Origin of the sequence: Oceanihabitans sp. IOP_32, from assembly GCF_009498295.1 — a bacterium.
In the GTDB taxonomy this organism is placed as follows: domain Bacteria; phylum Bacteroidota; class Bacteroidia; order Flavobacteriales; family Flavobacteriaceae; genus Wocania; species Wocania indica.
The window spans coordinates 2,591,607-2,615,430 of record NZ_CP040813.1 but is presented as its reverse complement, the minus strand read 5'-3'; the positions used below and the strand labels follow the sequence as shown (position 1 = coordinate 2,615,430).

The following is a 23,824-nucleotide window of genomic DNA, read 5'->3' as shown; positions in this document are numbered from 1 at the left end:
AATATTTAAAAAACAGCTACTAAACCAAATTTCACCACAAGAGGTATAGGCACCAAGCCCATAACACCACCTCTAGCACCATTACTTTGACCATCCATATTTACTTCTGGGTCGTAACCCGAGAAATTATCAATTGAAAATAAATTCCGACCTGTTAAAGTAAACTTCACACTACTCACCCCTTCCAGAGGATTTTTTAACATGTATGAAGCTGATACTTCACGAAGTTTAACATAAGATCCATCTTCAATATAAGATTCTGCTATACCAAACTTGGCGGCACCAGTACCTCTTACGCTTTCTCCTCTTAATTCACTACCAGTAGCGGGACCTCCACCAAAGCGATAGAACATACGAGTATCCCAACTTAAAATATCAACACCTTGCACAGCATCAAGCTGCATTCTGAAAGAGAAATTCTTATACTTAAGCTCATTAATTAATGAAGCGATAAAGTCCGGATTTGGATCTCCTATAACCTTACTTAAATTAACTCCACTAGGTTGCCCAGAAGCATCGCGTTCTGGAACGGCATTCCCATTGGCATCAAACGACCCTTTTTCCCTTTGAGGTAGCCCGTTGGGAGTTAACAAAAGACTTCCGTCGGGATTCCTGGCATAGAAACCTTGGTAGAAAACCCCTAAAGGCTGTCCGTTTTTGGCAACAGAAAAACCGAAATTACCAATACCAAATTGCTCACCCTCAATATTATTCACCTCGTTTTTATTGGAAGAATACGTTCCTGTAACGGTCCAACTAAAGTTATTTGATTGAATTGGGGTTGCGGTAATTAAAGCCTCAAAACCTTTATTAGTCATCGTTCCTATATTTTCTACTCGCGACCCAAAACCTGTTGATGGCGATAATGTTCTGGCCAATAAAAGATCTTCTATGTCTTGCTTATAATAGGTAAGTTCAACTCCAATCCTGTTATCAAATAAACCCATATCAATACCAAATTCTAATTCGGCCTGTCTTTCGGGTTTTAAATCGGCATTACCTAATCGTGTTGGAGCAATTAATCCAGAGGTCCCATCAATACTTATAGCTGCGTAATTCGATAATCGATCAAAAGGTCCTATGGCAGTTAAATTACCTGCTTGACCCCAAGCACCTCTTAACTTAAAGCTATTAAACACATTGCCTAAGCTGTTTTCCCAAAAATTCTCGTTTGAAATTAAATAAGACATACTTGCTTTTGGGTAAAATTGATTTCTTTCGTCTGCTCCAAATACAGAAGAACCATCTAAACGAATAGCGCCAGTAAGAAAAAGCTTACCGCTAATACCAAAAGTTTGCTGTAAAAAACCTCCCCAGAAACTGCGCTCGCTTCTAACTTCGTTTGTCGCTATTGAAGCCGCTCCATTTGTTGTTTTTACTCCTAGTGCCAATCCTGTTCCAGAAATTGAACGAAACTGCGATTTATCCGATTGCCAACTAAAGCCTGCAGTTGTTGTAGATTTTACGGCATCACTAATATCCTTATTAAAAGAGGCATTTAAATCACTATTAAACTGTTTAGTACTTATGGTTGTGGTACTTGCTGTACCTAACTCCACAGTAGTGGTACCTATAGGAACATAAGTATTTCCAGTAGACTCAGAATTATCGTAACCTAGTGTATAATTAACCTTAAGTCCATCTAAAGGTTTTAAATTAATTTGCAGATCACTTATAGTTCTATTATTTTTCTGATTAAAGTCGAAGTTATTAATGTATTCTAAGATATTTGGATAAAAGGTCATTGTTGGATAATTTCCATCTGCATCTTGACGAGGATCGATGGTGTTATTGGTAAATAGAATCGTTGGTAATACCCCAGCGACATAACCCCCATTTGGCTGATCTTGACTTGTACTAGTTGAAAAATAAGTGCCTAAGGATGCCGATATCCAATCATTAAATTCTTGATTAATTCTAACTCTTCCGCCTTGTCTTTCAAAGTTAGTACTTTTTAAAATGCCATTATTTTTCAGGTAAGAAAACGAAGCAAAATAGTTAGTATCCTCTTTTCCGCCAGATACTGAAACATAATTATCGGTTCCTAATGAATTTTCGAACACCATATCCTGATAATCATACCTTGTGGCTGGCACCTTATCGAGCACGGCAATATCTGTAGAAACCCAATCAAAAGGCTCTTCATTAAAAGCGCGTTTTTTCCGTAAAAAATTAAAATTCAAACTGCTGGACATGGTAACGACGGGCTTCCCCAATTTCCCTTTCTTTGTAAAAATCTGAACCACACCATTACTGGCACGCGACCCATATATTGCTGCAGCTGCAGCGCCTTTTATAACTTCAATTCTGTCGATATCTTGAGGACTAATATCAGACAATCTATTTTGAACCACACTTGTTGTACCTAAAACATCAACCGAGTTATTGTTAACAATAACACCATCGATAATATAAAGCGGATCGGAACTTCCGTTAACCGTACTCGCACTTCTTAATCGCACACTAATACCTGCTGCCGGATCTCCAGAGTTTTGTGTCACTTGAATTCCTGCAAGTTTTCCCGAAAGCCCTCCTGTAATATCTACTGATCCAGATTGGGCAATTTCCAAACCCGTTACACTTGAAATGGTGTTACCTAGTTGTTTTTTTTGTGTTAATGCTCCAACCCCGGTGATAACCACTTGATCTAATCCTAAAATATCGGTAGTCATAACAACATTATTAACTACTTCTTTCTCTGCCCCCAAAGCAACCTCAACTTCTTGAGTTGTTAAACCTAGAGATCTAAAAACCAGTGTATAGTTGCCTGATTCTATATTCGCTTTCAAATCATAGTTGCCATCAAAGTCCGTGACCACACCTTGATTTGTGTTTTTAATTTGAACCGTAGCACCAGCGACGGGAACACCACTATTATCGGTTACTTTTCCTTTAAATGCATAAGTTGTTTGACCATGCATACTAAACCCAAAAGTAATGATTACCAACAGGACAAAAACCTGTTTTAGCGACTTAGCACCAAGGTGCTTTTTGGTTATTTGTTTCATAAAAATATTTTTAAGATTAGCTTCCGTTTAAATTTACAAAAAAAATCTTGTTCGTGTACTAGAGAACGCAAATAACCCAGCTAACATAATTAAAACCTTAGCATAGATTAATTCGGGACAATGGGCATGCATAACACTCCTTGTATTACCTTATTCAAAAATCATTCATTTTCATCTCGTATTTTATTTTAACAGCGAAACTTAAGAATCCGACATGCAAACAAATCTCTAAATAGAGTTGTTTTTTAACAATCAAACCAGCTTTTTTTGAAATATTAAAACTATCTAAAGAACAATATTTTTAACAGTATTTCTAAAAAAAATGCTATCATATAAATAGGTTGTTAAATAAAAATTGCTAAATTGTGAAAAATTTAACAAATAACGAAACAAAACTACAACCTTAAAAAATACTGTAAACCCTCACAATATCAGGAGAATAACTTTGTCTGAATACCATCAATATCACACAAAATCTGTTAACCGTATTTTGTTATTTAGGTGTAAATTCTGATTAAAATCCATTAAACAATTCCATGAAAAGTAAATATTTTAACATATTAATACTATTTTTTTTAGTTACGGTATCGTATGGACAAAGCTTATCTAAAGCCAAAATCATGGATTATGCACAACAAAAATTTCCTGAAGCCTTATCTAACCTAGAGTCGTTTTTAAAAATACCTAACGATGGTCATTTCCCAGAGGAAATAGCAAATAATTTAAAATGGTGTGAAATGGTTTTTAATAATTTAGATTTTGATGTGAAAGTAATTTCAACACCAGGAGCTCCATTATTATTTGCTGAAAAAATAATTAATAAAAAGGCTAAAACTATTTTATTTTATTTACAAATAGACGGACTCCCTGCCGACGCTTCTGCTTGGGATCAAGAAGACCCTTTTAAACCCGTTTACAAGGAAAAGACTGGATTAAACAAATGGCAGATTATAAATTTTAACCCGCTTAAAGACGAATTTAATCCAGATTGGAGACTGTTTGCACGCTCATCGTCAGACTCTAAAGGACCAACGGTAGCATTTATTTCGGCTTTAGAAATACTAAGAGATAAAAAAATAGACCCTGAATATAATATTAAAGTTATCATGGATTTTCAAGAGGAATTGGGATCTCCTCACTTAGCCAATGCCGTATTAAACAATAAAGAACTGCTACAGGCGAATATGATATTAATTATGGATGGTACACGCCATTTAAGTAATTTACCTACCTTAACCTATGGTGCTCGAGGTATAGCGAGAGCTACTCTCAAAGTTTTTGGTCCGCGCTACCCTTTGCATAGTGGGCAATACGGAAATTTTGCTCCAAATCCAGTATTTCATACAGCAAAATTATTAGGCAGTTTAAAAGATGATAATGGTAGAGTGACACTTCCAGGTTTTTATGACGGTATTTATCTGGACGAGAGCGAAAAGGAAATGTTAAACAACGTTCCAGAAAATTTAGATAGCATTAAAAAGCGTCTGGGAATAGCAAAACACGATGCTATTGGCCACACATATCAAGAAGTTTTACAGTACCCCTCATTAAATATTAGAGGTATTCAAGCTGGCTGGGTTGGCAGCAAAGTGCGTACCATAATCCCTTCTGAAGTTATTACAGAAATTGACATGCGATTGGTACCAGAATCTGATGGCAAACGTTTAATGGAATTATTAAAAAATCATATCATTAATGAAGGCTACTATCTCGTAGATTCCATTCCAACCGAAAAAGAACGTGAAAAACACACTAAACTAGCCAGTTTTAAATACAGCTTAGGCTCTAATCCTTTTAGAACAGAATTAAATGGATTTACTGGTAAATTTTTAAATAAAGCTTTAAACAAAATTTACGGACAAAACATTGTTAACATGAGGTTAACAGGCGGCTCTCAACCTATGGCACCTTTTGTGAAAACTATGGGAATTCCAGCTGTTTCTGTTCGAATCCCTAACCCAGACAATAATATTCATAGTCCAAATGAAAATTTACGCTTGGGTAATTTTTTACAGGGCATTGAAACCTGTTTAGCCATTTTAAACGAACCTTTAAATTAAATTATGTGAGACAAAAATAGAAAAATCACCTTGCGAGAACAACTAAAAATTTTAACTAAACTATTTATTAACTAAATCTAAAAAGTATGAACAAAAAACGTTTTTTTTCAACACTTGTTTCACTGTTTTCATGTGCCTTAATTTATGCACAAAACACAGTAACAGGTACAGTAACCGATCAAGGTGGCATTCCTTTAGCAGGAGCTTCGGTTATTGAGAAAGACACCTCAAACGGGACAGCCACAGATTTTGATGGAAACTTTAGCATAGATGTCGCAGCAGGCGCTATTTTAGAGTTTAGCTACATTGGTTTTAAGACTAAAGAAATTTCCGTTGGAAACCAAACAACACTAACGGTTACCTTAGAAGAAGACTCAGAGAGTTTAGACGAGGTAGTTATTAATGCCCTTGGCTTCAAAGAACAGCGGGATAAAATGGCCTCGACGTACTCTAAAATTGATGCAGACAAACTGGTGCAAGCCGCAGAAAACAAAATTATTGATGGTATTGCAGGTAAAGCAGCAGGAGTTAGTATAACCGGAACTTCTGGCGATCCTGGTGCTGGGTCCAATATTCAAATTAGAGGTGCAAGCTCATTAAGTGGCTCTAGCCAACCCTTAATTGTAGTCGATGGTATTCCTTTAAACAACGACAACCTGAGTGGATCTGGTGACACAGACGCTTCTGCAGGAGTCTCTCAACAATCACGACTAAACGATATTAATCCAGACGACATTGAGTCTTTTCAAGTGTTTAAAGGAGCTTCAGCAGGAGCTTTATACGGCTCTAGAGCTTTAAATGGAGTTATTGTAATTACAACTAAAAAAGGTAAGGTGGGAAAGTTTTCAGCCACTTACTCTTCAGGAATCTCTATAGATGAGATTTCTTATAAACACCCGCTTCAAACTTCTTTTGGACAAGGAAATAATGGCGTATTCGACCCTACTGCTCAACGCTCTTGGGGGGATAGAATTTCAGACAGAAGCGGGGGTGCAGATGCTGTAGATACCTCTGGTGAGTTTTTTGAATCGCTTGTTTCAGATAATGTCATCTACCCGATAACACAAAAAAACTCAAGAGAGATCTATACCGATAGAAATTTCGACCAAGTGTTTAGAACAGGGATCACCTATGACAATAAATTTACCATAAGCTCTGGTAACGAAAAAGGTACTTTCTATTTAAGTGGGGGGCATGTAAATCAAAATGGTATTATTAAAAGTAGCTATTACAAAAAGACAAACTTTTCTATTAATGCCACTCAAAACTTATCTGATAAACTAAAAACATCATTTAAAGCCAATTACATCCATACAGGTTCTAATAGAACACAGCAGGGATCTAATGCAGCTGGTTTGTATTTAGGTTTGTTGCGAAGCCCTGCAGATTTCGATCAATCAGATTACATAGGTAATCATCATAGCAGTTCTGGAACTATTACAACTAATAGACATCGTGCCTATAGAAGATATTTAGGAAATAGCGACAACCCAATATACAACAACCCACTATGGACTATTAACGAACAATCAAGTACCGCGTCGTTAAACAGATTAATAGGTGCAGGAGAGGTTACCTACCAATGGAATGATAATATTAGCTCTATTTTACGTGGTGGCGTAGATTTCTACAATGATACGAGAGTTTACTTTTTTCCATATTATACAGGGGGTGCAGAAAGAATATATGGCTTGTTTAATGATGAAATAATCACCAATCAAGAATTAAACGGTGATTTTTTAACCAATTTCAATTATGAGTTAAGCGACAATCTAAACTCAAATTTTGTATTAGGTTTTGGTCTTAATGATAGACGACGTAAGAGTATTTTTAGTGAAGCCAATAATTTTATAGCCAACTTTAGAAAACCTCTTGATGCGGCCGAACTTTCGGCAAAAGAAAATATAGCTTCTGAAACCAGTAGAAACAGCCGAAGAAATATTCGCTTTTATGGTACCGCTAATTTTGAATATGCCAATCAACTAATTTTACAATTAGGTGGTGCCTACGAGAAACACTCGGTTTTACCGAAATCTGCTAATGGCTTCTTCTACCCTAGCTTAGAATTAGGATGGACTTTTAGTGAGTTATTCGAAACAGCAAACGCACTTTCATTTAGTAAATTAAGATTTGCTTTTGGACAAGTTGCTAACGTGCCTTTGGCTCATAGAGAACAAACAGTATATGAAGTGGGTGAATACAGCTCTTTTTCAGACAATATTGCCTTAGAAGATTTTGGCGGTGGTTTTCAATTAGATGAACGTTTGGGAAATTCAAATCTTAAACCTGAAATTAAAACAGAATATGAGTTCGGACTAGATCTAAGATTCTTTAAAAACAGATTAAGCTTGTCTTCTACATACTACACCAATAAAACTGAAGATGTCTTATTAAATGTGTCTCTAGTGCCATCATTAGGTTTCGACGAAATTTATGCCAACGGTGCTACCATAGAAAATAAAGGCCTTGAAATTGAATTAAAATACGATTTCTTAAGGAACCAAGATTGGAGAGGATCGATTGCTATAAACTACAGTAAAAACGACAACATGGTTTACGGTGTAAAACGTGAAGGAGAGTTTATTCAAGAATTTTCAGAAGGTTCTTCGGTAGAATCGGTGGCCATAGATGGTCAACCACTTGGTGTATTATACACTCAAGGCGCCCTTAGAAATGCAGATGGCAGCCTTACTTTAGATCCAAACGGGTTTCCAATGGTTGACACAGGAGGAAACTTAATCGTTGGAGATCCTAATCCAGACTGGAGAGGCGGTATACAACTTGATTTGTCTTACAAGAACTTATCATTATCGGCTTTATTCGACACGAGCCAAGGCAATGACTTAGCGCAAAGAACTAGATTTATTACCTCGTTTTTTGGAACACATGCAGATACTGGTAACACCATCACCTTAACGGAAGATTTAGTAAATTATGATGGTAATGTATTTCCTGCCGGATCGGTAGTTAGAGGTAATGTAGGAAATTTTGGTGGCGGCAATGTGTTGCTAGATGAAGATTATTACACCTCTTTATACGGTTTTGGTGATGGTAAATTAAATGAATTTGCTGTAGAAGATGGTAGCTGGACACGCTTCAGAGAATTATCATTATCATACACTTTAAATTCAGAGAAATTTCAGAAGGCAACTGGTTTAAGTTCTATTGTGTTTACAGCCTCTGGACGTAACTTAGTGATTTGGACCGATGTTGTTGGTATTGACCCAGATATTAATCAATTTGGCGTTGGTAGAGCTCGAGGCATAGATTACTTCTCTAACCCAGGATCGAGAAGTTATGCTTTTGGAATCAAGTTTAATTATTAAAAAGAAAACACTATGAAATATACATATAGAATTATATTATCATTTATTTTTTTAACATCTGTGGTGGCATGCGATGACTATTTAGATGTGAATGATAATCCAAATCAATTGGTAGAAGTACCTTCGGGAGACTTACTACTACGAGGAACCTTATTGGCAAATGCTCAAATACAACAAGGGCAATTAGCAAGAACAAGCATGTATTATACGGGAGGTTTAATAGGCCTACAACTGGTTCAAGAAACCCTGTATAATTACGTTTATACTCCTGGTGATTCAGACCCTATTTGGGGGCATCTTTATAATGGAATTCTAGTTCAGAATAAAAAAATTAGAGAAATCTCACCAAATGTGAGTCGATTACAAGGTATTATCGATGTTAATGAAGCTCTAGCAGTAGGTACAGCAGCATCATTGTTTGGAGATATTCCTTATTCTGAAGCCACACCAGATAACCCAGGTTTAGATTCTCCAGACCCAAATTTTGATGCTCAGGCAGATGTGTACGAGGCTTTACAAACACTACTTGACAATGCTATTGTTAAACTTCAAAACAGTTCCACAACTCCAAACACAAATAGTCAAGACAACTATTTTGGAGGTGATGAAAACAAATGGATTGCTGCGGCTTATACATTAAAAGCGCGCTATTATTTGCAAACAAAACAGTACCCGCTAGCTTTGGCGAATGTAGTAAACGGAATTAGCAACAATTCGGGAACAATGTCTTACAACCCCGTTGGCAGTGTACCTGGCAACAGTAACATATTAAATAATTTTGTAAATAGTAGTCGAGCTGGTGACATGACCGGTGCTGGTACATTTTACAGAGATTTAATTGATCCAAGTAACACTAATAGTAGAAATAATAGCAAAACAAATGAAACTGCTAGAAGAAACTACAGCTTTATAGATGGCGACGGTGCACAAGTAGGTGGAATTGATGATGCCACTACTCCTATGAAATTAGTTAGTTTTGAGGAGAACCTATTAATTTGGGCCGAATGCTTGTTACGAGACGGTAACACTCAAGGAGCCATTGATAAACTAAATGAGTTAAGAGCCCATTTAAGATCTGGAGATGCCTTTAATGTCCTTAATGGAGATCCACTACAATATGATGACTATGTATTGACCGACTTTGAACCAGGTGGCATAGAAAATACCGATAGTATTGCGACTGATAGAGCTGTACTCAGAGAGATTATTGAAGAACGATACGTGACAGGCTTTAGCACTTATATACCATTTAATGACGCACGAAGACTAAGAGCATCAGACAGTGATGTTATGGTACCGTTTCCTTTAAATAATAACACCACAACAATAAATCCACAGCGATTTTTATATGCTCAAGATGAGATAAATAACAATAGTAACATACCTAGCACAATACCAGATTTATTTACACCAACACCTGTAAATCAATAATTAATAATTTGGGTTTTTATAGAGGTTGCTAAAAACTATTTTAGCAACCTCTTATTATTTAAATCAAAAATTACCGAAGTTTTTATCATCAATTACCGCAAAAAATAATGATTTTAATTAGCGTATTAGAAAAAGTGTTTTGTTCTCGAAATTCCAACTGATAAATGGTATTAAAATACCAACATTATTTTTTAGTACATTTAAGAATGGTAAACAATTAGAATCTAATACCAAATTAACAAAACGACATTTAAAAATTAAACTGGTATAACAGCTCATTTAAAAATGAAAAAAAATGAAAAATCAACTTCCAATAATACTTTTTCTCTTAATCGCAACAATTTTTTCCTGTAAAAAAAATGAAAAATCTAAAGATCAAATAACTGATGATGGGGATCCGCAGTTTGCAATTTCGGCTAATGGAATGGTCGCAACAGCTCAACCTCTAGCAACTCAAGCGGGTTTACACATCTTAGAAGAAGGTGGTAATGCTGCCGATGCGGCATTGGCAACTGCTTTTGTTTTAGCCGTAGTAGAACCAACCATGAATGGTATTGGTGGCCGAAACTTGGTGCTTGTAAGAAAAACAGATGGCACTTTTCAAGGCTATAATGGCATGACGGAAATTCCCTTAAACTACACCACTCCAGAAACACCGGCAAAATCTGGTTATAAAACCATTGCAACTCCAGGTGTTGTAGCCTCTTTAATGAGGTTGCATAAAGAGCATGGCTCATTGCCGTTAAATCAATTAATGGCGGCTGCAATTAACTATGCTTCTAATGGATTTGAATTACTACCTGGTGAGGCCAATAGACATAAATTAGCTTATAACGATATCATAAACGACCCTGGATTTCGTAATCAAATGTTTAAAAACGATTCTATACTCTACCAAGCTGGCGAAACACTAAAACAACCCGATTTAGCAGCAACACTCCAGCGTATTGCAGAAACTAATGGAGCAGATTTTTATGAAGGTCAAACAGCTAAGATGATAGCAGCAGATATGGCAGCCAACGGAGGCTATGTAAGTCTTAACGATTTAAAAAATTACAAAGCCCACGATATGAGATATGTAACCACGAATTACAGAGGCTATCAAATTCACACCATGCCCGCACCATCTGGAGGTGGATTATTAATTAAAACCTTAAACATTCTCGAAAATTTCGATTTAACTCAAATAAACGATACACAATGGGCAACTGTTGTGAACCAAGCATTGGCCATTGCCATCAATACCATGACAACCGATTATAAAGAAGCGGATTTAGATTTAGTTCAAAGCAAAGCTTGGGCTAAAGAACAAGCATCAACGATAACAATTCCCACAATAGAAACGGCTAAAACCAAATCTTCTAGCAAAACGTCTCATAATCTATTAGCAAACCAAACGGATTGGAGTGGTAATACTTGGGGAGAAAACAGCCACCACACTACCCATTTTGTCACAGCCGATTGCAAAGGCATGGTTGTGTCTATAACCCAAACCATAGGGCCTTTATTTGGCTCGAAAGTAATAACTCCAGGCTTAGGTTTTGTTTATGCGTCTACTATGGGTACTTATTTGTCCGATTCCGATCAAGCACCTGGCTCGAGACCTAGAACAACCATTGCCCCAACCATAGTAACTAAAAATGGCGAAACCGTTATGGTTTTGGGAGCTGCTGGCGGAATGCGAATTCTATCCGGAATTGCACAAACCATTTCCAGACACATAGATAGGGGCTTAACCATTAAAGACGCTGTTTCTGCACCTCGAATTCATCCAGTAAGAATTACAGATTCGCTAACAAAAAAATCAAGTTTTAGTGGCGCAAAGTTTAGCGCAGAATTCACTCCAAATAATGGCTGGTCTGGCGCCGACTCCATACTTTGGAAAAACGCAGGATTCGATGTGAAAACAATAAAAAGATATGGTGCTTTTGCCAGAGTACACGCCGTGACTTTTGATGCGAAAACAAACCTATGGACTGGCGTAGCAGATCCAGATTGGGAAGGTACTGCAGAAGGCCCAGAAACCTCAGATTGTGAGCTTTAAGAGCAACACAGATTACTAAATGCAAATTATATTGTAACTATTAAAAATACAGATCTAAAAACATAAGCTGAAAATTAGAATTTATAACATAACTCATGCCGCGGTGTTTTGGTGTTCAAATTTTATTGATATAATTTATGATGTCTATAAGAGAACAAACATCAAAACGGGCCGCGAAAACATCAATAATAACAACAAAATTTCTATTTCTATAAATTTGGCTTGGGTGATATGTATTTAGTTATACCAAATTAACATCACTACATTTTTAAGGCTTCTAATTCTAACGATTAGACGCAACCCTATGAGTCCATAATGCAGAAAACCACCTAGAGGAATAAGCACTAATAGCTTACAAGCTTCCAAATAATAACCTCAAAACAGAACACCCTCGTGTACTAGTTGCTTTATTGTTTGTCTTAAGCCAGATTTACAACTAAATAAAGCTAATCGACATGATAATCTTTTCAATGTAAAACATTAAAAAATGTAGGAGTGAAATGATTTAAATGTTGATGTAAAAGTTGAATAAATAAGATGTTATTTTTTTAAAATCAAAATAGCATCTATATTTGCTGAATATTACGAATTAATAAAAAAATATAACTAAGAGTGTAGACCAGAAAATTAATAATAACAAAATCTATACAAACACTTTTTTTTGCCTTGCTGTTTTAATTTAAGATGTCATAGTACACAATAGAAACTCGTGCTTTATAACTGGGATTTCTAAAACAATATTTTAAATATCAATTAAATTATTAACATGGACAGGTAAGCATCATAGCAAACGTGATTACCTCCAGCCACGAGAAACCAAAAAAGGAGGTACCGCTTATTTATATGGCGCTCCAAGAACATTTTCTGGAATCGTTAAAATAAAATTTTAAAAAATGAAATTTATTAAAATTACCGTTTTACTAGTAGTCGTTCTCGTTTCTTTTCAATGTAAAAAAAACACGACATCTACACAAAAAGAAACCATAATAATTGAAGATGTTTTAGGCCGAAAGGTAGAAATACCCAAAAAGGTCACCAAACTAATCGGTGTTAATGCGGGTTCTATGCGTTTTTTAAGTTATTTCGATGCCATACCCAATGTGGTAGGCATAGAAGAAACGGAGCGAAGAACCACAAGACCTTATAATTTGGCATTTCCAGAAATTAAAGAAATTCCTGTAATTGGTCCGCAACCTGGTGGCGATGCCGAATTAATTATGAAGGCAAAACCAGATGTCATTTTTATTACGGTACCATCGGCCAAACAAAAAGTAGACGACTTACAACAAAAAACAGGGATACCTGTAGTGGCCATAGAAAACGGTGAATTAGGCTCAGAAAACGATAAAATTTACAACACCATCACCATCGTAGGTAAAGTGCTTGATAAAAATGAACGTGCTGTGCAACTTATTGATTTCATCCAAAATGAAATGGACGACATAGAAAAAAGAACGAGCACCGTAGCCGAAGAAAATAAACCAACGGTATATGCAGGTGGGCTTTCTTATAACGGCTCACATGGTATTACATCTACAAGAACCGATTTTACACCGTTTGTTCTAACCCATTCTAAGAATGTGGTTGCCGGCTTGGAAAATGGGCAATTAAAAAACCGACCAATAATGGTAGATATTGAGAAAATAATAGAATGGAATCCCGACTATATTTTTATAGATTCTGATGGCTGGAATTTGGCCGAAAAAGAAATGCAACCTAATTCATTATTGCACAACACCTTAAAAGCAGTGAAAAATGGAAATGTATATATAATACCTAGATACATTAACAATAGTGTAAGTTATGATTATGCATTAATAAATTCGTGGTATGTTGCTAAAACCTTGTATCCAGAAAAATTTAAAGATATCGATATTGATAAAAAGGTAAAACAAATTTTAGGAAACTTTTATTTAAAAGACATAGATTTAAATGAATTTGATATTGTTTATAAGCAGGTTTTAACCGAAAATCTTTACGATTAGTAAAAGATTGTTTTAAAACGCCTCAAATGAATAATCTCTTATAAATAAAACCGAATACCTCAAAGAATATACCCAATGGTTATGATAGAAAACTCAATACATTTCAACATTATTTTTTGTGAGAAAATTTCAAACCAGCAATTTAAAGAGTATTTTACGCCGCCTAATAAATAAGCATATAGAAAGTAGTTAATATAATTATGGAGCAACAATTTATAAAAGACTATAAGAAATATAATAAAAAAAGAATTTTTATTATTTTAGGATTGGTTGTCATTACTTTTCTTGTAGTTCAAATAGCCATGTTATTGGGGTCTTTTGAGATTACTTGGGAGAATTTAAAAGAATTTTGGACAAGTGATGAAGACAGTGTTACCAGCCAAGTCATTACCAGAATACGCTTACCACGAATTATTGCTGCTATTATAACGGGTACGGCTCTAGCTGTCTCTGGAGCAGTTTCTCAAAGTTTATTAAGAAACCCTTTAGCATCGCCATTTACCTTAGGTATTTCTTCGTCTGCTGCTTTTGGCGCGGCTTTTGCTATCATGTTTTTAGGTGCAGGAAGTACGTTTAGCAGTGCTGCTGATGCGGTTATCATAGACAACCAATATATTGTTGCAGCTTCAGCCTTTATTTGGAGTTTGGTAAGTATCGCGGTTATTGTTTTATTATCGAGAATCCGACAAGCAAATCCGGAGGTCATTATTCTTTCAGGGGTGATTTTAAGCTCACTTTTTAGTGCTGGTATATCGGCCTTACAATTTTTTGCAAACGATGTCCAATTGGCATCCATTATGTTTTGGAGTTTTGGAGACTTAGGTCGCGCCTCTTGGGATGATATTACATTAATTTTAGTATTTTTGATTCCTGCCTTATTGTATTTCTTAAAAAATAGTTGGAGCTATAATTCCTTAAAAACAGGAGACGATTATGCCAAAAGCTTGGGTGTAAATCCAGAAAGAATACGACTAACTGGTATGGTAATTGCCTCTTTAATTACAGCTTTTACCGTTGCTTTTTACGGAATAATAGGTTTTATTGGATTAGTTGTACCACACATTATGAGACGCATTATTGGCAATCACGAGGCCTATTTAATTCCAGCATCGGCAATATTTGGAAGTCTGTTATTACTTTTGGCAGACACCTTTGCAAGAACAATTATTTCACCTGTAATTTTACCCGTTGGTATTATCACGTCCTTCATAGGGGCCCCATTATTCATCTTTTTATTAATTAGAGGCTATGGAAAATAAACAGAATATGAAAGTTTTAATAAACGATTTAGAGTTTTCTTATCCGAGTGCTCAAATTTTAAAAGGTATCACTACCGAAATTAATCAAGGAGAATTCGTAGTGCTATTTGGACCAAATGGATCTGGCAAAAGTACTTTGATGAAATGTATGAACAAAATACTAAACCCCCAATCGGGTTATGTAGAAGTTGAAGGAAAACCAGTAGCGCAATATTCGCATTTAGACCTTGCCAAAAAGATTGCCTATGTCCCACAAAATGAGGTTAAGGTTACAGGAATAAAGGTTTTTGATATGATACTTTCAGGGAGAAAACCATATATTTCGTGGAAACCATCAGATAGAGACTACGCCATTGTCTCAGATGTTATAAAGTCTTTAAAGTTAGAAAAAATAGCGATGAAAGATATTAGCGCATTAAGTGGTGGCCAACAACAAATGGTTTATATTGCAAGAGCTATTGCTCAAGAACCTAAAATTTTACTGCTAGATGAGCCCACTTCTGCTTTAGACGTAAAGCATCAATTAGAAATTATGGAGTTGTTAAAATCATTGTCCAATAAAGGTATTACCATTATTGTGACCCTTCATGACATTAATTTGGCAACAAAGTATGCCGATAAATATTTAATGCTTCAAAACGGTAAATTATATGCTGAAGGCTGTAAGAAAATTTTAACTGAACGTCATTTAGAACAGCTTTATGGTGTAAAAGTTAGAATTTTAAATGATAAAGACGACTTTTTTATTGTGCCCTATTATTCAAGCGATAACTATAACACTATTGAGACCCGTCGTAAAGAAACCGCTTTAACAAACACATAAATAAAAGCTTTTAGAACATGGTGTAGAGGTGTATAAATATAGGATTTTCCTTTATCGATAGGCGCGAATTTTTGCTTAAACACAACTTTTGGACTTGATCCGTTTAGAGGTGTGAAAAACGTAGAATTCTTCCTCTATAGATTAATAACAATATTTGCTTAAACACAACTTTTGGACTTGATCCTAGAAGATTTTGACCTTTGAATATGTCCATATTTTGATATATTTAATAGACTTAAAGATACGTATTTAAATACTGACCTCTATAGAAGTGTTTATGAATGTACAGATAAGTTAATGGCTAAAGAACGTTTTGACAAATGGATTGAAGATACATTTGAACAGAAGTTAGAAACATTTTATACCACAGCTAATACGGTAAGGGCAAATTTTGATAACATACTAAACTTCTTTAATAACAGAAGTACAAATGCTAATGCAGAGTCTTTTAATGCAAAGATCAAATTATTTAGAGCTAACTTAAGAGGCGTAACAGATACCACTTTTTTCCTCTTTAGATTGCACAAATTATTTGCTTAATCCCCAAGAAATTAACCTGACCCTTTTTGTCGGGGTGGCAGAGTTTGAACCCTACCCCGCAATGCTTTATATATCGATCAGTTACAGTTTTCGAAACTTAACTGTTAGCCGATTTGTTGACGATACTATAAATGACCTAAAGTAAAATGCTTTACTTTCTGACGGTGCAAATATATAATTTGTTAACTATTAAAACAATCTATTTAGTAGCAAATTTTATAATATTTCATATCCTAAACTAGATTATAAATTAGGAGCTTCTATACAATATTCCTGAAAGACAACCCTTCCTTCTCAATATACTATACGAACACCTATCGGTTATATCATGCCATAGAAGCATCACTGTTACGCCAACCGCTCCTCCAAAGCATTCTTCCATTTATAGAATCCTTTTGTATCTTCATTATAGTAGTGAATGATTTTACTGAAATTTTCACTTTTGGTTTCCAAAAACGATTGACGTCCATTGTTGCGAATCCAATTCAATTTCTGATTTATTGATTCTAATTCTTTTTTGAATTTAGTGGATCCTTTGGAAAGGTGCCAAACATAGGTAGCTTCCTTAGTATCTAAAGTTTCTAAAACGATATGATATTTTTGTATGCCTTCCAATAAGAATACAAACGAAAACGGGTACAAAACAAATCTGATTTTCAGCTTTTTATATTGATGGTGCTTTGCTAAGAACAAAAGCTGTTTTTGGTGGATATAACTGTTATTTTTCAAAAGCGTTTTCAAAAGATTGTCATCCGAACCAAAGAAAGTTCCAATCGTTTTGGAAACTTCTTCTGGATTCTCTTCATTTCTAGGTTTTTGATTTTTGATAAAACGTTGTTCAATAAATTGAAATTTTACACTATCCACTATTTCTTTATTAATACGGTCAATGGCTTCTGAAGTAGCAATCTGTGAAACAATGACACCGTTTTCATATCCTACCTGAACGTGAACGCTAATCGATTTAGAATTTAAAATTTTTGAGAAATAGGGTTTCAACACTTCAAATTCAGGTAGCATTTCTTCATTCTCGATTTCAAATTCGAGCGAGGTCTGGTTTGACACTTTATATGAAAAACAGACCATTCCGTAGTGAAAATCTAAATCATTAATTGGAATTTTTACGACTTTATCAATATCACTTTGCCTTGGCTTGTCTTCAATAGTTTCTTTTAAATCATCAAATAATGTCGCTTGACGGTCCAGATTCCGATAGTATGTATTCCGCTTTAAAAAGAGTTTATTTAAGTGCGGAATTTGTTTGTCTCGATAATCATAAATAATAGGAGTCAATTCAGAGCGTTGAACTCTTCCAATATATTGAATCAGTTTTCCCTTAAACGAAAAAGGATAGACCAAAAACAAACAAGAGGCACTTTTAATATCCACACCTTCTCCAAAGAATTGCCCAGTAGTTATAATGGCTTGGTAATTTTCTTGCTCAATACTTTTCCACTTTTCCTTTCGGGAAACGTTGTTATCTTCACCTGAAATTGGAATAATTTCAAAACGGTTTTTAAGATATTGATACAGTGTTTGAACATGTTCCTTTCGCTCCGTGATGATTACTGCTTTTCTACCATTATTTATTTCATTTTCAATATCGTTTAAAATCAGTTTATTCCTTTCAGAATCGTGGATCAATATTTTTGAAAGTGTTTCAAAATGGTCAGTTATTGAGTTAAAGGGAACGTTGAGATTGGTTTCTCTAATTACAACTCTTGCTTTTTTGAAATGTTCTATTTCTTGGGGTCTGATTTCAGAAATGATATTTCCCAAATAAACGAACAATAGTTTTTCATCATTGTTTTTCCGAAAAGCTGTTGCTGTTAGCCCATATTGATAATAGGGAGCGAGTTGATGTATGATTTCCCGAAAAGATTTAGCCGGAATATGGTGGCATTCATCGATAATAACGGTACCAAAGGAAAATGCCAGTTTTTCAGCATCGTTCTCGTCGGCCAATTTCTTTGCCAATGTTTGGATTAATGCCACCGTTATGTGCTTGCCAATTTTCATTTTTCCCTGACCAATTTTGCCAATTTCCCTTTTTGGAATACCAAAAAAGGCTTCAATCCTGCTTATCCATTGCTCCGCAATCTGCTTTCGATGGGTAATGATTAATGCAGGCTGTTGCTTTTGTTCAATAATTTTTAGTCCAACGATAGTTTTTCCCGAACCTGGCGGAGCGACAATAATCCCGAAATCTTTTTTTGATGCTATCTCCACAGGATGAAATTGGTGTTTTAATAATTGAATTGAAGATAAAAACTCCACATTGTTCAACCGTTTTCTTTGGTCTAAGAACTCATAATCAATATGTTGCTGGTTACAGTACCGAATCAGTTTCCCGATAAACCCTTTTGGGATTTCAATAGTATTTTCGGTTTCATTAATAAGTTTAAAATAACGCTCTGTTTTCCAAGTACTTCTTCCTGTTTTCTTTTTAATCGCATAATCAGCATTGAAAAAATTTAAGTGCTCTTTAAAGAAATTAACTATTGGCTGAGTTAAACCATTTCGATGGATTACTATACTGTTCTTTAAGACAATATGTAGTTTCCCAGAAGAGGAAACGTTATTTTTTAAGACGTTTTTGCTGTTGCTTTTTTGTTCTGATAATTCTTCAAAAATTTTATCTAAATGAACAGTAGAAACTTTTTTGATGGTCTTTAAAAAAATTGCCATTGATTTTGATAATGAGTAAATGTTTCAGGGTCGATAAAGCAAGAATTACCATTTCTTACGGTTACTCCTTGAAGTGGAAGAGCTATCAGATTTCCAAAACCTTTTCCTGATAAATAATCTTGATTTGGGAACAATCTGTCAAAACTTGTGTTTTTGTCAAATACGGAAAAAATACCTGCTTGCTCAAATAGCTTCAATACAATTTTTCTACTTTTTGTAGCTGGGTATGCCTGTTCAAAAAATATCCATACGTGTCCACCGTTTCCAGAACGGGAACGTTCTAAATAAGCTGGAATCTTATTCCCTATACAAATTTGAACAGCTTTTTTTGATTGTTTTTGCCAGTCCTTTTTATCAAAATCGGCAACAATAAACCAAGAAGTATTATCTTTTAAAAGCGGATAAACCCCAATAAATTGTTCGCCTTTAATATGTTTTGATAATTGATGACCGTCTAGTTTTAAATAGGTTTTGTCTTTATAATCTTTGAATGCCCCTCCTTTTTGTTTGTGTAGGCGATACATATAGGGGTCGTAATGATAGGCAGGCATATATCCGTTTTTATTGCCCTTTTCCCACCGCAATGCAAATACATCGTCACGCCCTTTGAATAAGGATTTTATAAGTTGTATTTGTTCTTCGAGTTTCATTTTTTTATTTGCGATGGTAAAATAATTTAATCAAAACAATACGTTCTCCAATGAAGCAAGCATATCTTCATATTTTGAAGGATTACCGTTTTTAAGTTTGATAAGGTTCTGAAACTTCCATTGTACAGAAGGGAATCTTTCAAAATCATATATGCTCCAATCGGGTATTCCTTTGCTAAAACCCAGTATAAACTCTTTGTCCTTATCTGTTAAGTTTTGATGGATTACACGTACCAATTCCTTCCGAGTCTTTTCAAAATCTTCATAAGTAAAAGGCTCTGCACTCATCCCTTCAAATTGGTTTAGCAAAGTTGCCCTTTGGTCAATGAAATTGGGATGTAACATTTCGTTTAAAGGACGGTTGCTACTTAATAGGCACAACATAAAACCCCTTTTAATTTCGTTGGTAAATCCTTCATTTTGCAAAAGATGTTTGACATCAAATAAATCTCTGGGGTGTTGGCGGTCCAAAGCGGCACAGATTTTTCCGCCGTACAATTGCCCTATGGAAACTACTGGAACAGTACAGAAAACATCAAATTCTTCTTGGGCTTTTTTGCATAAGATCAACGTTACCTTTTCATCCATAATTCCTCTATTGATTTGATTCACTTCTATTTTTATCTGTGCTTTTACAGTAGAAATCTGAAGTTTTAATGTTTCCTTTTTCAATGAGACTACAGCTCTTGGCAGGATTTTTTCAAGTTTTATTTTTATACTGCCGAGGGCATCAATAATATTCTTAAAGGACATTTTTCTATCTTCTATGGGGATGTAGGTCAAATCAATATCTACGGACAATCTGGGCATATCCCTTACAAATAGATTGATGGCCGTACCTCCGTGCAATGCAAAAACAGGTTCTTTCGCCACTTCGGGCAATACTTGTAACAATAAGGAAACCTGATGTTTATAATTACTCATAATTTTCCAGTATTTTAGGGACAGTGATACGGTATTTGGATATATAAACACCATCTTTCAGCAAGGAGCGTTTCCCTTTTCCAAGGTCTATTTTTTCCAATTCTATGTACTTAAACCAATCGTGTTTCGCTTTTTCCGCCATATATAAAAAAAGACGTTTTACTTTTATTGAAGTGCATTTTTCCAGAAGTTCCTGAACCTGCTTTGGACGGAGGTTATTTAATCCTTCCATTATTTCGTAGCACTCGACCAGTTCTTGTTTTTGTGGCGTTAGGTAAAGGCATTCCATTAAGGCTCTTGCCGGGTTGGACACCAACAAGCTAAAAGCTCCCTGTTCCAAGGTTTGCAATCCTATTTTGGGCGGAAGAAACGAAGAACCAAAGTATTTGATTTTTAAGCCCCAGTCGTATTTGGAGAACCAAGCAGGTAGTTTTTCTTTACTACTGCCAAATAATGTTATTTGTTTTGTGGATAGCTCCAGGTAATGGGCTTTCCCCAATAAAGATAAAGCAGTTTTTCCTCCAGGATGGATATTCAAGTTAGCTTGTTGCTGCAATGCAAACAATGCTCCTTGATAAGTAGGTGTATCGCCCATACGCATCCAGGCACCCGTTCCTATGGAATATATCCAATTGCTCTTCTTATAGCGATTTAGCAATTGTGTGGAAAATCCGTTTTCCATTAACCAAGAACTCAAATACACAGCTCCCGAAGGCTGGGAATTTAGAAGGTAGTTTATTTTTTGCTCTTTTTCCAAACTAATAGTTTTTGTTTTAAACTTTTTTTAAACTTTAAAAAAACCAATTGGGTTTATTTTACTTCAAATATACAAACTAATAGTTTGTGTATTGTGATATTTTTAAACAAATTTTATTAAAAAGGAAACCATTTTATACAAAGTATAGTAATAAATAGTATTCATACAATATTTCCGAAATATAAACGTCACAAAATATTTTTCGGAAAAGGGACGGCATAAAGCCATCGCTTCTTCCATCGCTTATTTATTCCGTTTCCTTCCCGCTCTAAAATTTTGTTTTCCGTTTGCGTGATGCTCAAATATTGTTTAATCTAAAATCATTTAATTATGGAAACAAAAACAAAGTCAAACGGAACTGCAAAAAAACAAACTGCAACCGTCAAAAAGGAAGTTCAAAGAAAGTTAACTGAACAAGCAATTGGTAAAACCGTTGTTCCTGAAAAGAAAGTAATAGTTGAAAAAACTGTAATCAATTTGGATGACAGAATTCAAAAGTTTGAGAAATTGAGAGGTTTGGCCAATCAACGTGAACGGCTGACGGAAACATTGAACGAGCTTACAAAGTTCAATTAAAATCAGGACGGTTCAAGTTCCTTCCATATTAGGGACTCACGTAATCTGGAATTCAAGACGACCAACACGAATTTAATCAAGTTGGTAACTACGCATTTACAGTCCACATTGGAACAACGTAAATCAGAAATCGAAGAACAGATTGTAAAATTTGAACTTTAATGAAGCAAATGTCTTCAAATGTAAAAGCCTGCTCGCAAGAGTAAACGCACGTTTTTTTAAATAATTATTTGTGATACCCGAAATTATTCAAACTCCCACGCTTGTTTAAATTTATAACTAACATTCTCTATTACTTTTAAGATAGTTACTATTTTTTAAAGGCTGCTTTTGAGACAGGTTCGTTTTCCATTTCGTTGAATTGAGCTCTTAACTTTTGCATATCATCACTTACTTTGCGTTCAATGACCTTGGCATAAATTTGAGTGGTAGATATTCGGGAGTGGCCCAACAGTTTTGAAACTGTCTCAATTGGCATCCCATTACTTAAGGTAATTGTTGTTGCAAACGTATGCCTGGCGATGTGAAATGTGATATTTTTTTTATTACCGCAGACATCGGCAATTTCCTTTAAATAAGAATTTAGTTTTTGATTGGATATTTTAGGAAATATACTTCCTTGGGATATAGATTTGCGATTGCTCTTATATTTCTCAATAATTTGTAGTGCTTTTGGCAACAAAGGTATTCTTATGGGCTTTGTCGTTTTTTCCCGTTTGTAATAATTCCAAAGTTCGCCATCGATTCCAACACATATATTATCCGCAGTCAAATGGATAACATCGATATAACTTAAACTCGTATAGCAACTGAAAACGAACAAATCCTTAACCAATTCCAATCTTGGAATGCCAAATTCTTTGTTTTCTATTGCTTGAAGTTCTTCCAAACTTAAAAAGCCACGTTCCTTTTTAATGAAATTTGATTTGAAATTGATAAATGAGTCACGCTCTATCCATCCCAACTTATGGGATAAGTTTATCAGTTTCCTAAAACGTTCAATATGCTTCATCACGGTATTGTTGCCCATCGGTTTTTGATGGTCCTCCGGAATATAGTTGCGTAAATACTTCTCGAACTTTATAATGAAATCATAATCGAGTTCCTGTAAGTACTTATCGGTAGTCCTATATGATTTTTGAAGGAATTTGGAAATATAACGCTGTGTGGTAAAGTAATTCTTTTGAGCACCCCATTTCAGCTTACCCTCCATATCCTCATTGTGGTAGTTGATGATATTCATAATGGAACGGTTATCATCATCTTCACCAAGGTTCCTTGCTTTAACGGCTTGTGCCGTAATCAATTTACGTTCCGCTTTTAATTCCCGATAACACTCAAAAAAAAAGTATAGGTTTCATCCAAATAGCTGTTGAGCACCCTAGATTTTTGACTGTTTCCACGAGCTCTATTTCGGTGGGCATCCCAATCCGAAATAAAAACCTTTCGCTTTAGGCTGATGGTAGCCCGTTTACGGTAATTCTGGCATAGAGTGATGCTTGATTGTCTTTTGCCCTAGCGAAATCCGCCCAGAACAAAATACTGAAGGTTTTAGATGTTTTCATTTGTTTCGTCTTTTAGTTAACATCAGATTGTTGTCAGACGAAAGCCAAATCACTTATAAAGACACATTTTATTACCGAACCAAAAAGGCGATTTTAACAATTAGGTCAACACAAACGTTAAAATGGTTTTGTTATCCGATTTGTTGACTTTTGTTGACGGATTAAATCAATTCAATTGATTTCCTTAA

General features: G+C 35.2%; 15 protein-coding genes. 9 read left to right on the top strand and 6 right to left on the bottom strand.

The annotated features are described in order from the left end of the window. Window positions 1-5: 5 nt before the first annotated feature. The gene (locus tag FEZ18_RS10940) at window positions 6-3,008 is read right to left on the bottom strand and encodes a SusC/RagA family TonB-linked outer membrane protein (RefSeq protein WP_153268352.1); all 3,003 of its coding nucleotides are present in this window, start codon (window positions 3,006-3,008) and stop codon (window positions 6-8) included. 536 nt (window positions 3,009-3,544) lie between these two features. Between FEZ18_RS10940 and FEZ18_RS10935 the strand changes: the two genes are divergently transcribed. The 8 genes from FEZ18_RS10935 to FEZ18_RS10900 all read left to right on the top strand — a co-directional run bounded on the left by FEZ18_RS10935 (window position 3,545) and on the right by FEZ18_RS10900 (window position 16,476). Next, a complete protein-coding gene (locus FEZ18_RS10935) occupies window positions 3,545-5,068 on the top strand; it encodes a M20/M25/M40 family metallo-hydrolase (protein ID WP_153268351.1) in 1,524 nt (507 codons plus the stop codon). 86 nt (window positions 5,069-5,154) lie between these two features. Next, entirely contained in the window at window positions 5,155-8,394 is a 3,240-nt protein-coding gene (locus tag FEZ18_RS10930) for a SusC/RagA family TonB-linked outer membrane protein (RefSeq protein WP_153268350.1), read from the top strand. 12 nt (window positions 8,395-8,406) lie between these two features. Beyond that, window positions 8,407-9,825 carry a SusD/RagB family nutrient-binding outer membrane lipoprotein gene (locus FEZ18_RS10925; protein WP_153268349.1) on the top strand — a complete coding sequence of 473 codons (1,419 nt, stop codon included), beginning with the start codon at window positions 8,407-8,409 and terminating at the stop codon, window positions 9,823-9,825. A 295-nt stretch (window positions 9,826-10,120) separates the two neighbouring features. After that, on the top strand, window positions 10,121-11,869 hold the full coding sequence (locus FEZ18_RS10920) for a gamma-glutamyltransferase family protein (protein WP_153268348.1): 1,749 nt from the start codon (window positions 10,121-10,123) through the stop codon (window positions 11,867-11,869). Between the two features lie 893 nt (window positions 11,870-12,762). Then, window positions 12,763-13,854 carry an iron ABC transporter substrate-binding protein gene (locus tag FEZ18_RS10915; protein WP_153268347.1) on the top strand — a complete coding sequence of 364 codons (1,092 nt, stop codon included), beginning with the start codon at window positions 12,763-12,765 and terminating at the stop codon, window positions 13,852-13,854. Window positions 13,855-14,054: 200 nt separating this feature from the next. Then, complete coding sequence (locus FEZ18_RS10910; protein WP_153268346.1) at window positions 14,055-15,113, top strand: FecCD family ABC transporter permease; 1,059 nt, start codon at window positions 14,055-14,057, stop codon at window positions 15,111-15,113. Window positions 15,114-15,120: 7 nt separating this feature from the next. Further along, a complete protein-coding gene (locus FEZ18_RS10905) occupies window positions 15,121-15,936 on the top strand; it encodes an ABC transporter ATP-binding protein (protein WP_194269472.1) in 816 nt (271 codons plus the stop codon). 204 nt (window positions 15,937-16,140) lie between these two features. Continuing rightward, entirely contained in the window at window positions 16,141-16,476 is a 336-nt protein-coding gene (locus FEZ18_RS10900; RefSeq protein ID WP_153268344.1) for a transposase, read from the top strand. A gap of 348 nt (window positions 16,477-16,824) precedes the next feature. Here FEZ18_RS10900 and FEZ18_RS10895 read toward each other — a convergent pair whose 3' ends face one another. From FEZ18_RS10895 to FEZ18_RS10885, 4 genes are read right to left on the bottom strand one after another with little or no spacing between them, the layout of a single operon-like run. Next, a complete protein-coding gene (locus FEZ18_RS10895; RefSeq protein ID WP_228122723.1) occupies window positions 16,825-19,164 on the bottom strand; it encodes a DEAD/DEAH box helicase in 2,340 nt (779 codons plus the stop codon). Further along, window positions 19,149-19,814: a TOTE conflict system archaeo-eukaryotic primase domain-containing protein gene (locus FEZ18_RS14730; RefSeq protein ID WP_228122721.1), complete on the bottom strand. Its 666-nt coding sequence runs from the start codon at window positions 19,812-19,814 to the stop codon at window positions 19,149-19,151. Before FEZ18_RS14730 ends, FEZ18_RS10895 begins: the two co-directional genes overlap by 16 nt. A gap of 30 nt (window positions 19,815-19,844) precedes the next feature. Next, window positions 19,845-20,738, bottom strand: coding sequence for a nucleotidyl transferase AbiEii/AbiGii toxin family protein (locus FEZ18_RS10890; protein WP_153268343.1), 894 nt, complete (start codon window positions 20,736-20,738; stop codon window positions 19,845-19,847). Beyond that, the gene (locus tag FEZ18_RS10885; RefSeq protein ID WP_228122719.1) at window positions 20,731-21,495 is read right to left on the bottom strand and encodes a type IV toxin-antitoxin system AbiEi family antitoxin; all 765 of its coding nucleotides are present in this window, start codon (window positions 21,493-21,495) and stop codon (window positions 20,731-20,733) included. The genes FEZ18_RS10890 and FEZ18_RS10885 overlap by 8 nt, the downstream gene beginning before the upstream one ends. 330 nt (window positions 21,496-21,825) lie before the next feature. On the opposite strand from FEZ18_RS10885, the gene FEZ18_RS14725 reads away from it, so the two are divergent. Next, a complete protein-coding gene (locus FEZ18_RS14725; protein ID WP_228122717.1) occupies window positions 21,826-22,071 on the top strand; it encodes a hypothetical protein in 246 nt (81 codons plus the stop codon). Between the two features lie 310 nt (window positions 22,072-22,381). On the opposite strand, the gene FEZ18_RS14870 is transcribed toward FEZ18_RS14725, so the two are convergent. Then, window positions 22,382-23,377, bottom strand: coding sequence for a site-specific integrase (locus FEZ18_RS14870; RefSeq protein WP_317164438.1), 996 nt, complete (start codon window positions 23,375-23,377; stop codon window positions 22,382-22,384). Window positions 23,378-23,824 lie beyond the last annotated feature (447 nt).

Bases quoted from the DNA above. Each gene is read 5' to 3' on its own strand.
- FEZ18_RS10930 (WP_153268350.1), top strand. From the start codon at position 5,155: ATGAACAAAAAACGTTTTTTTTCAACACTTGTTTCACTGTTTTCATGT.
- FEZ18_RS10910 (WP_153268346.1), top strand. From the start codon at position 14,055: ATGGAGCAACAATTTATAAAAGACTATAAGAAATATAATAAAAAAAGA.
- FEZ18_RS14730 (WP_228122721.1), bottom strand. From the start codon at position 19,814: ATGAAACTCGAAGAACAAATACAACTTATAAAATCCTTATTCAAAGGG.
- FEZ18_RS10935 (WP_153268351.1), top strand. From the start codon at position 3,545: ATGAAAAGTAAATATTTTAACATATTAATACTATTTTTTTTAGTTACG.
- FEZ18_RS10915 (WP_153268347.1), top strand. From the start codon at position 12,763: ATGAAATTTATTAAAATTACCGTTTTACTAGTAGTCGTTCTCGTTTCT.
- FEZ18_RS10895 (WP_228122723.1), bottom strand. From the start codon at position 19,164: ATGGCAATTTTTTTAAAGACCATCAAAAAAGTTTCTACTGTTCATTTA.
- FEZ18_RS10905 (WP_194269472.1), top strand. From the start codon at position 15,121: ATGAAAGTTTTAATAAACGATTTAGAGTTTTCTTATCCGAGTGCTCAA.
- FEZ18_RS10940 (WP_153268352.1), bottom strand. From the start codon at position 3,008: ATGAAACAAATAACCAAAAAGCACCTTGGTGCTAAGTCGCTAAAACAG.
- FEZ18_RS14725 (WP_228122717.1), top strand. From the start codon at position 21,826: ATGGAAACAAAAACAAAGTCAAACGGAACTGCAAAAAAACAAACTGCA.
- FEZ18_RS10890 (WP_153268343.1), bottom strand. From the start codon at position 20,738: ATGAGTAATTATAAACATCAGGTTTCCTTATTGTTACAAGTATTGCCC.
- FEZ18_RS10920 (WP_153268348.1), top strand. From the start codon at position 10,121: ATGAAAAATCAACTTCCAATAATACTTTTTCTCTTAATCGCAACAATT.
- FEZ18_RS10925 (WP_153268349.1), top strand. From the start codon at position 8,407: ATGAAATATACATATAGAATTATATTATCATTTATTTTTTTAACATCT.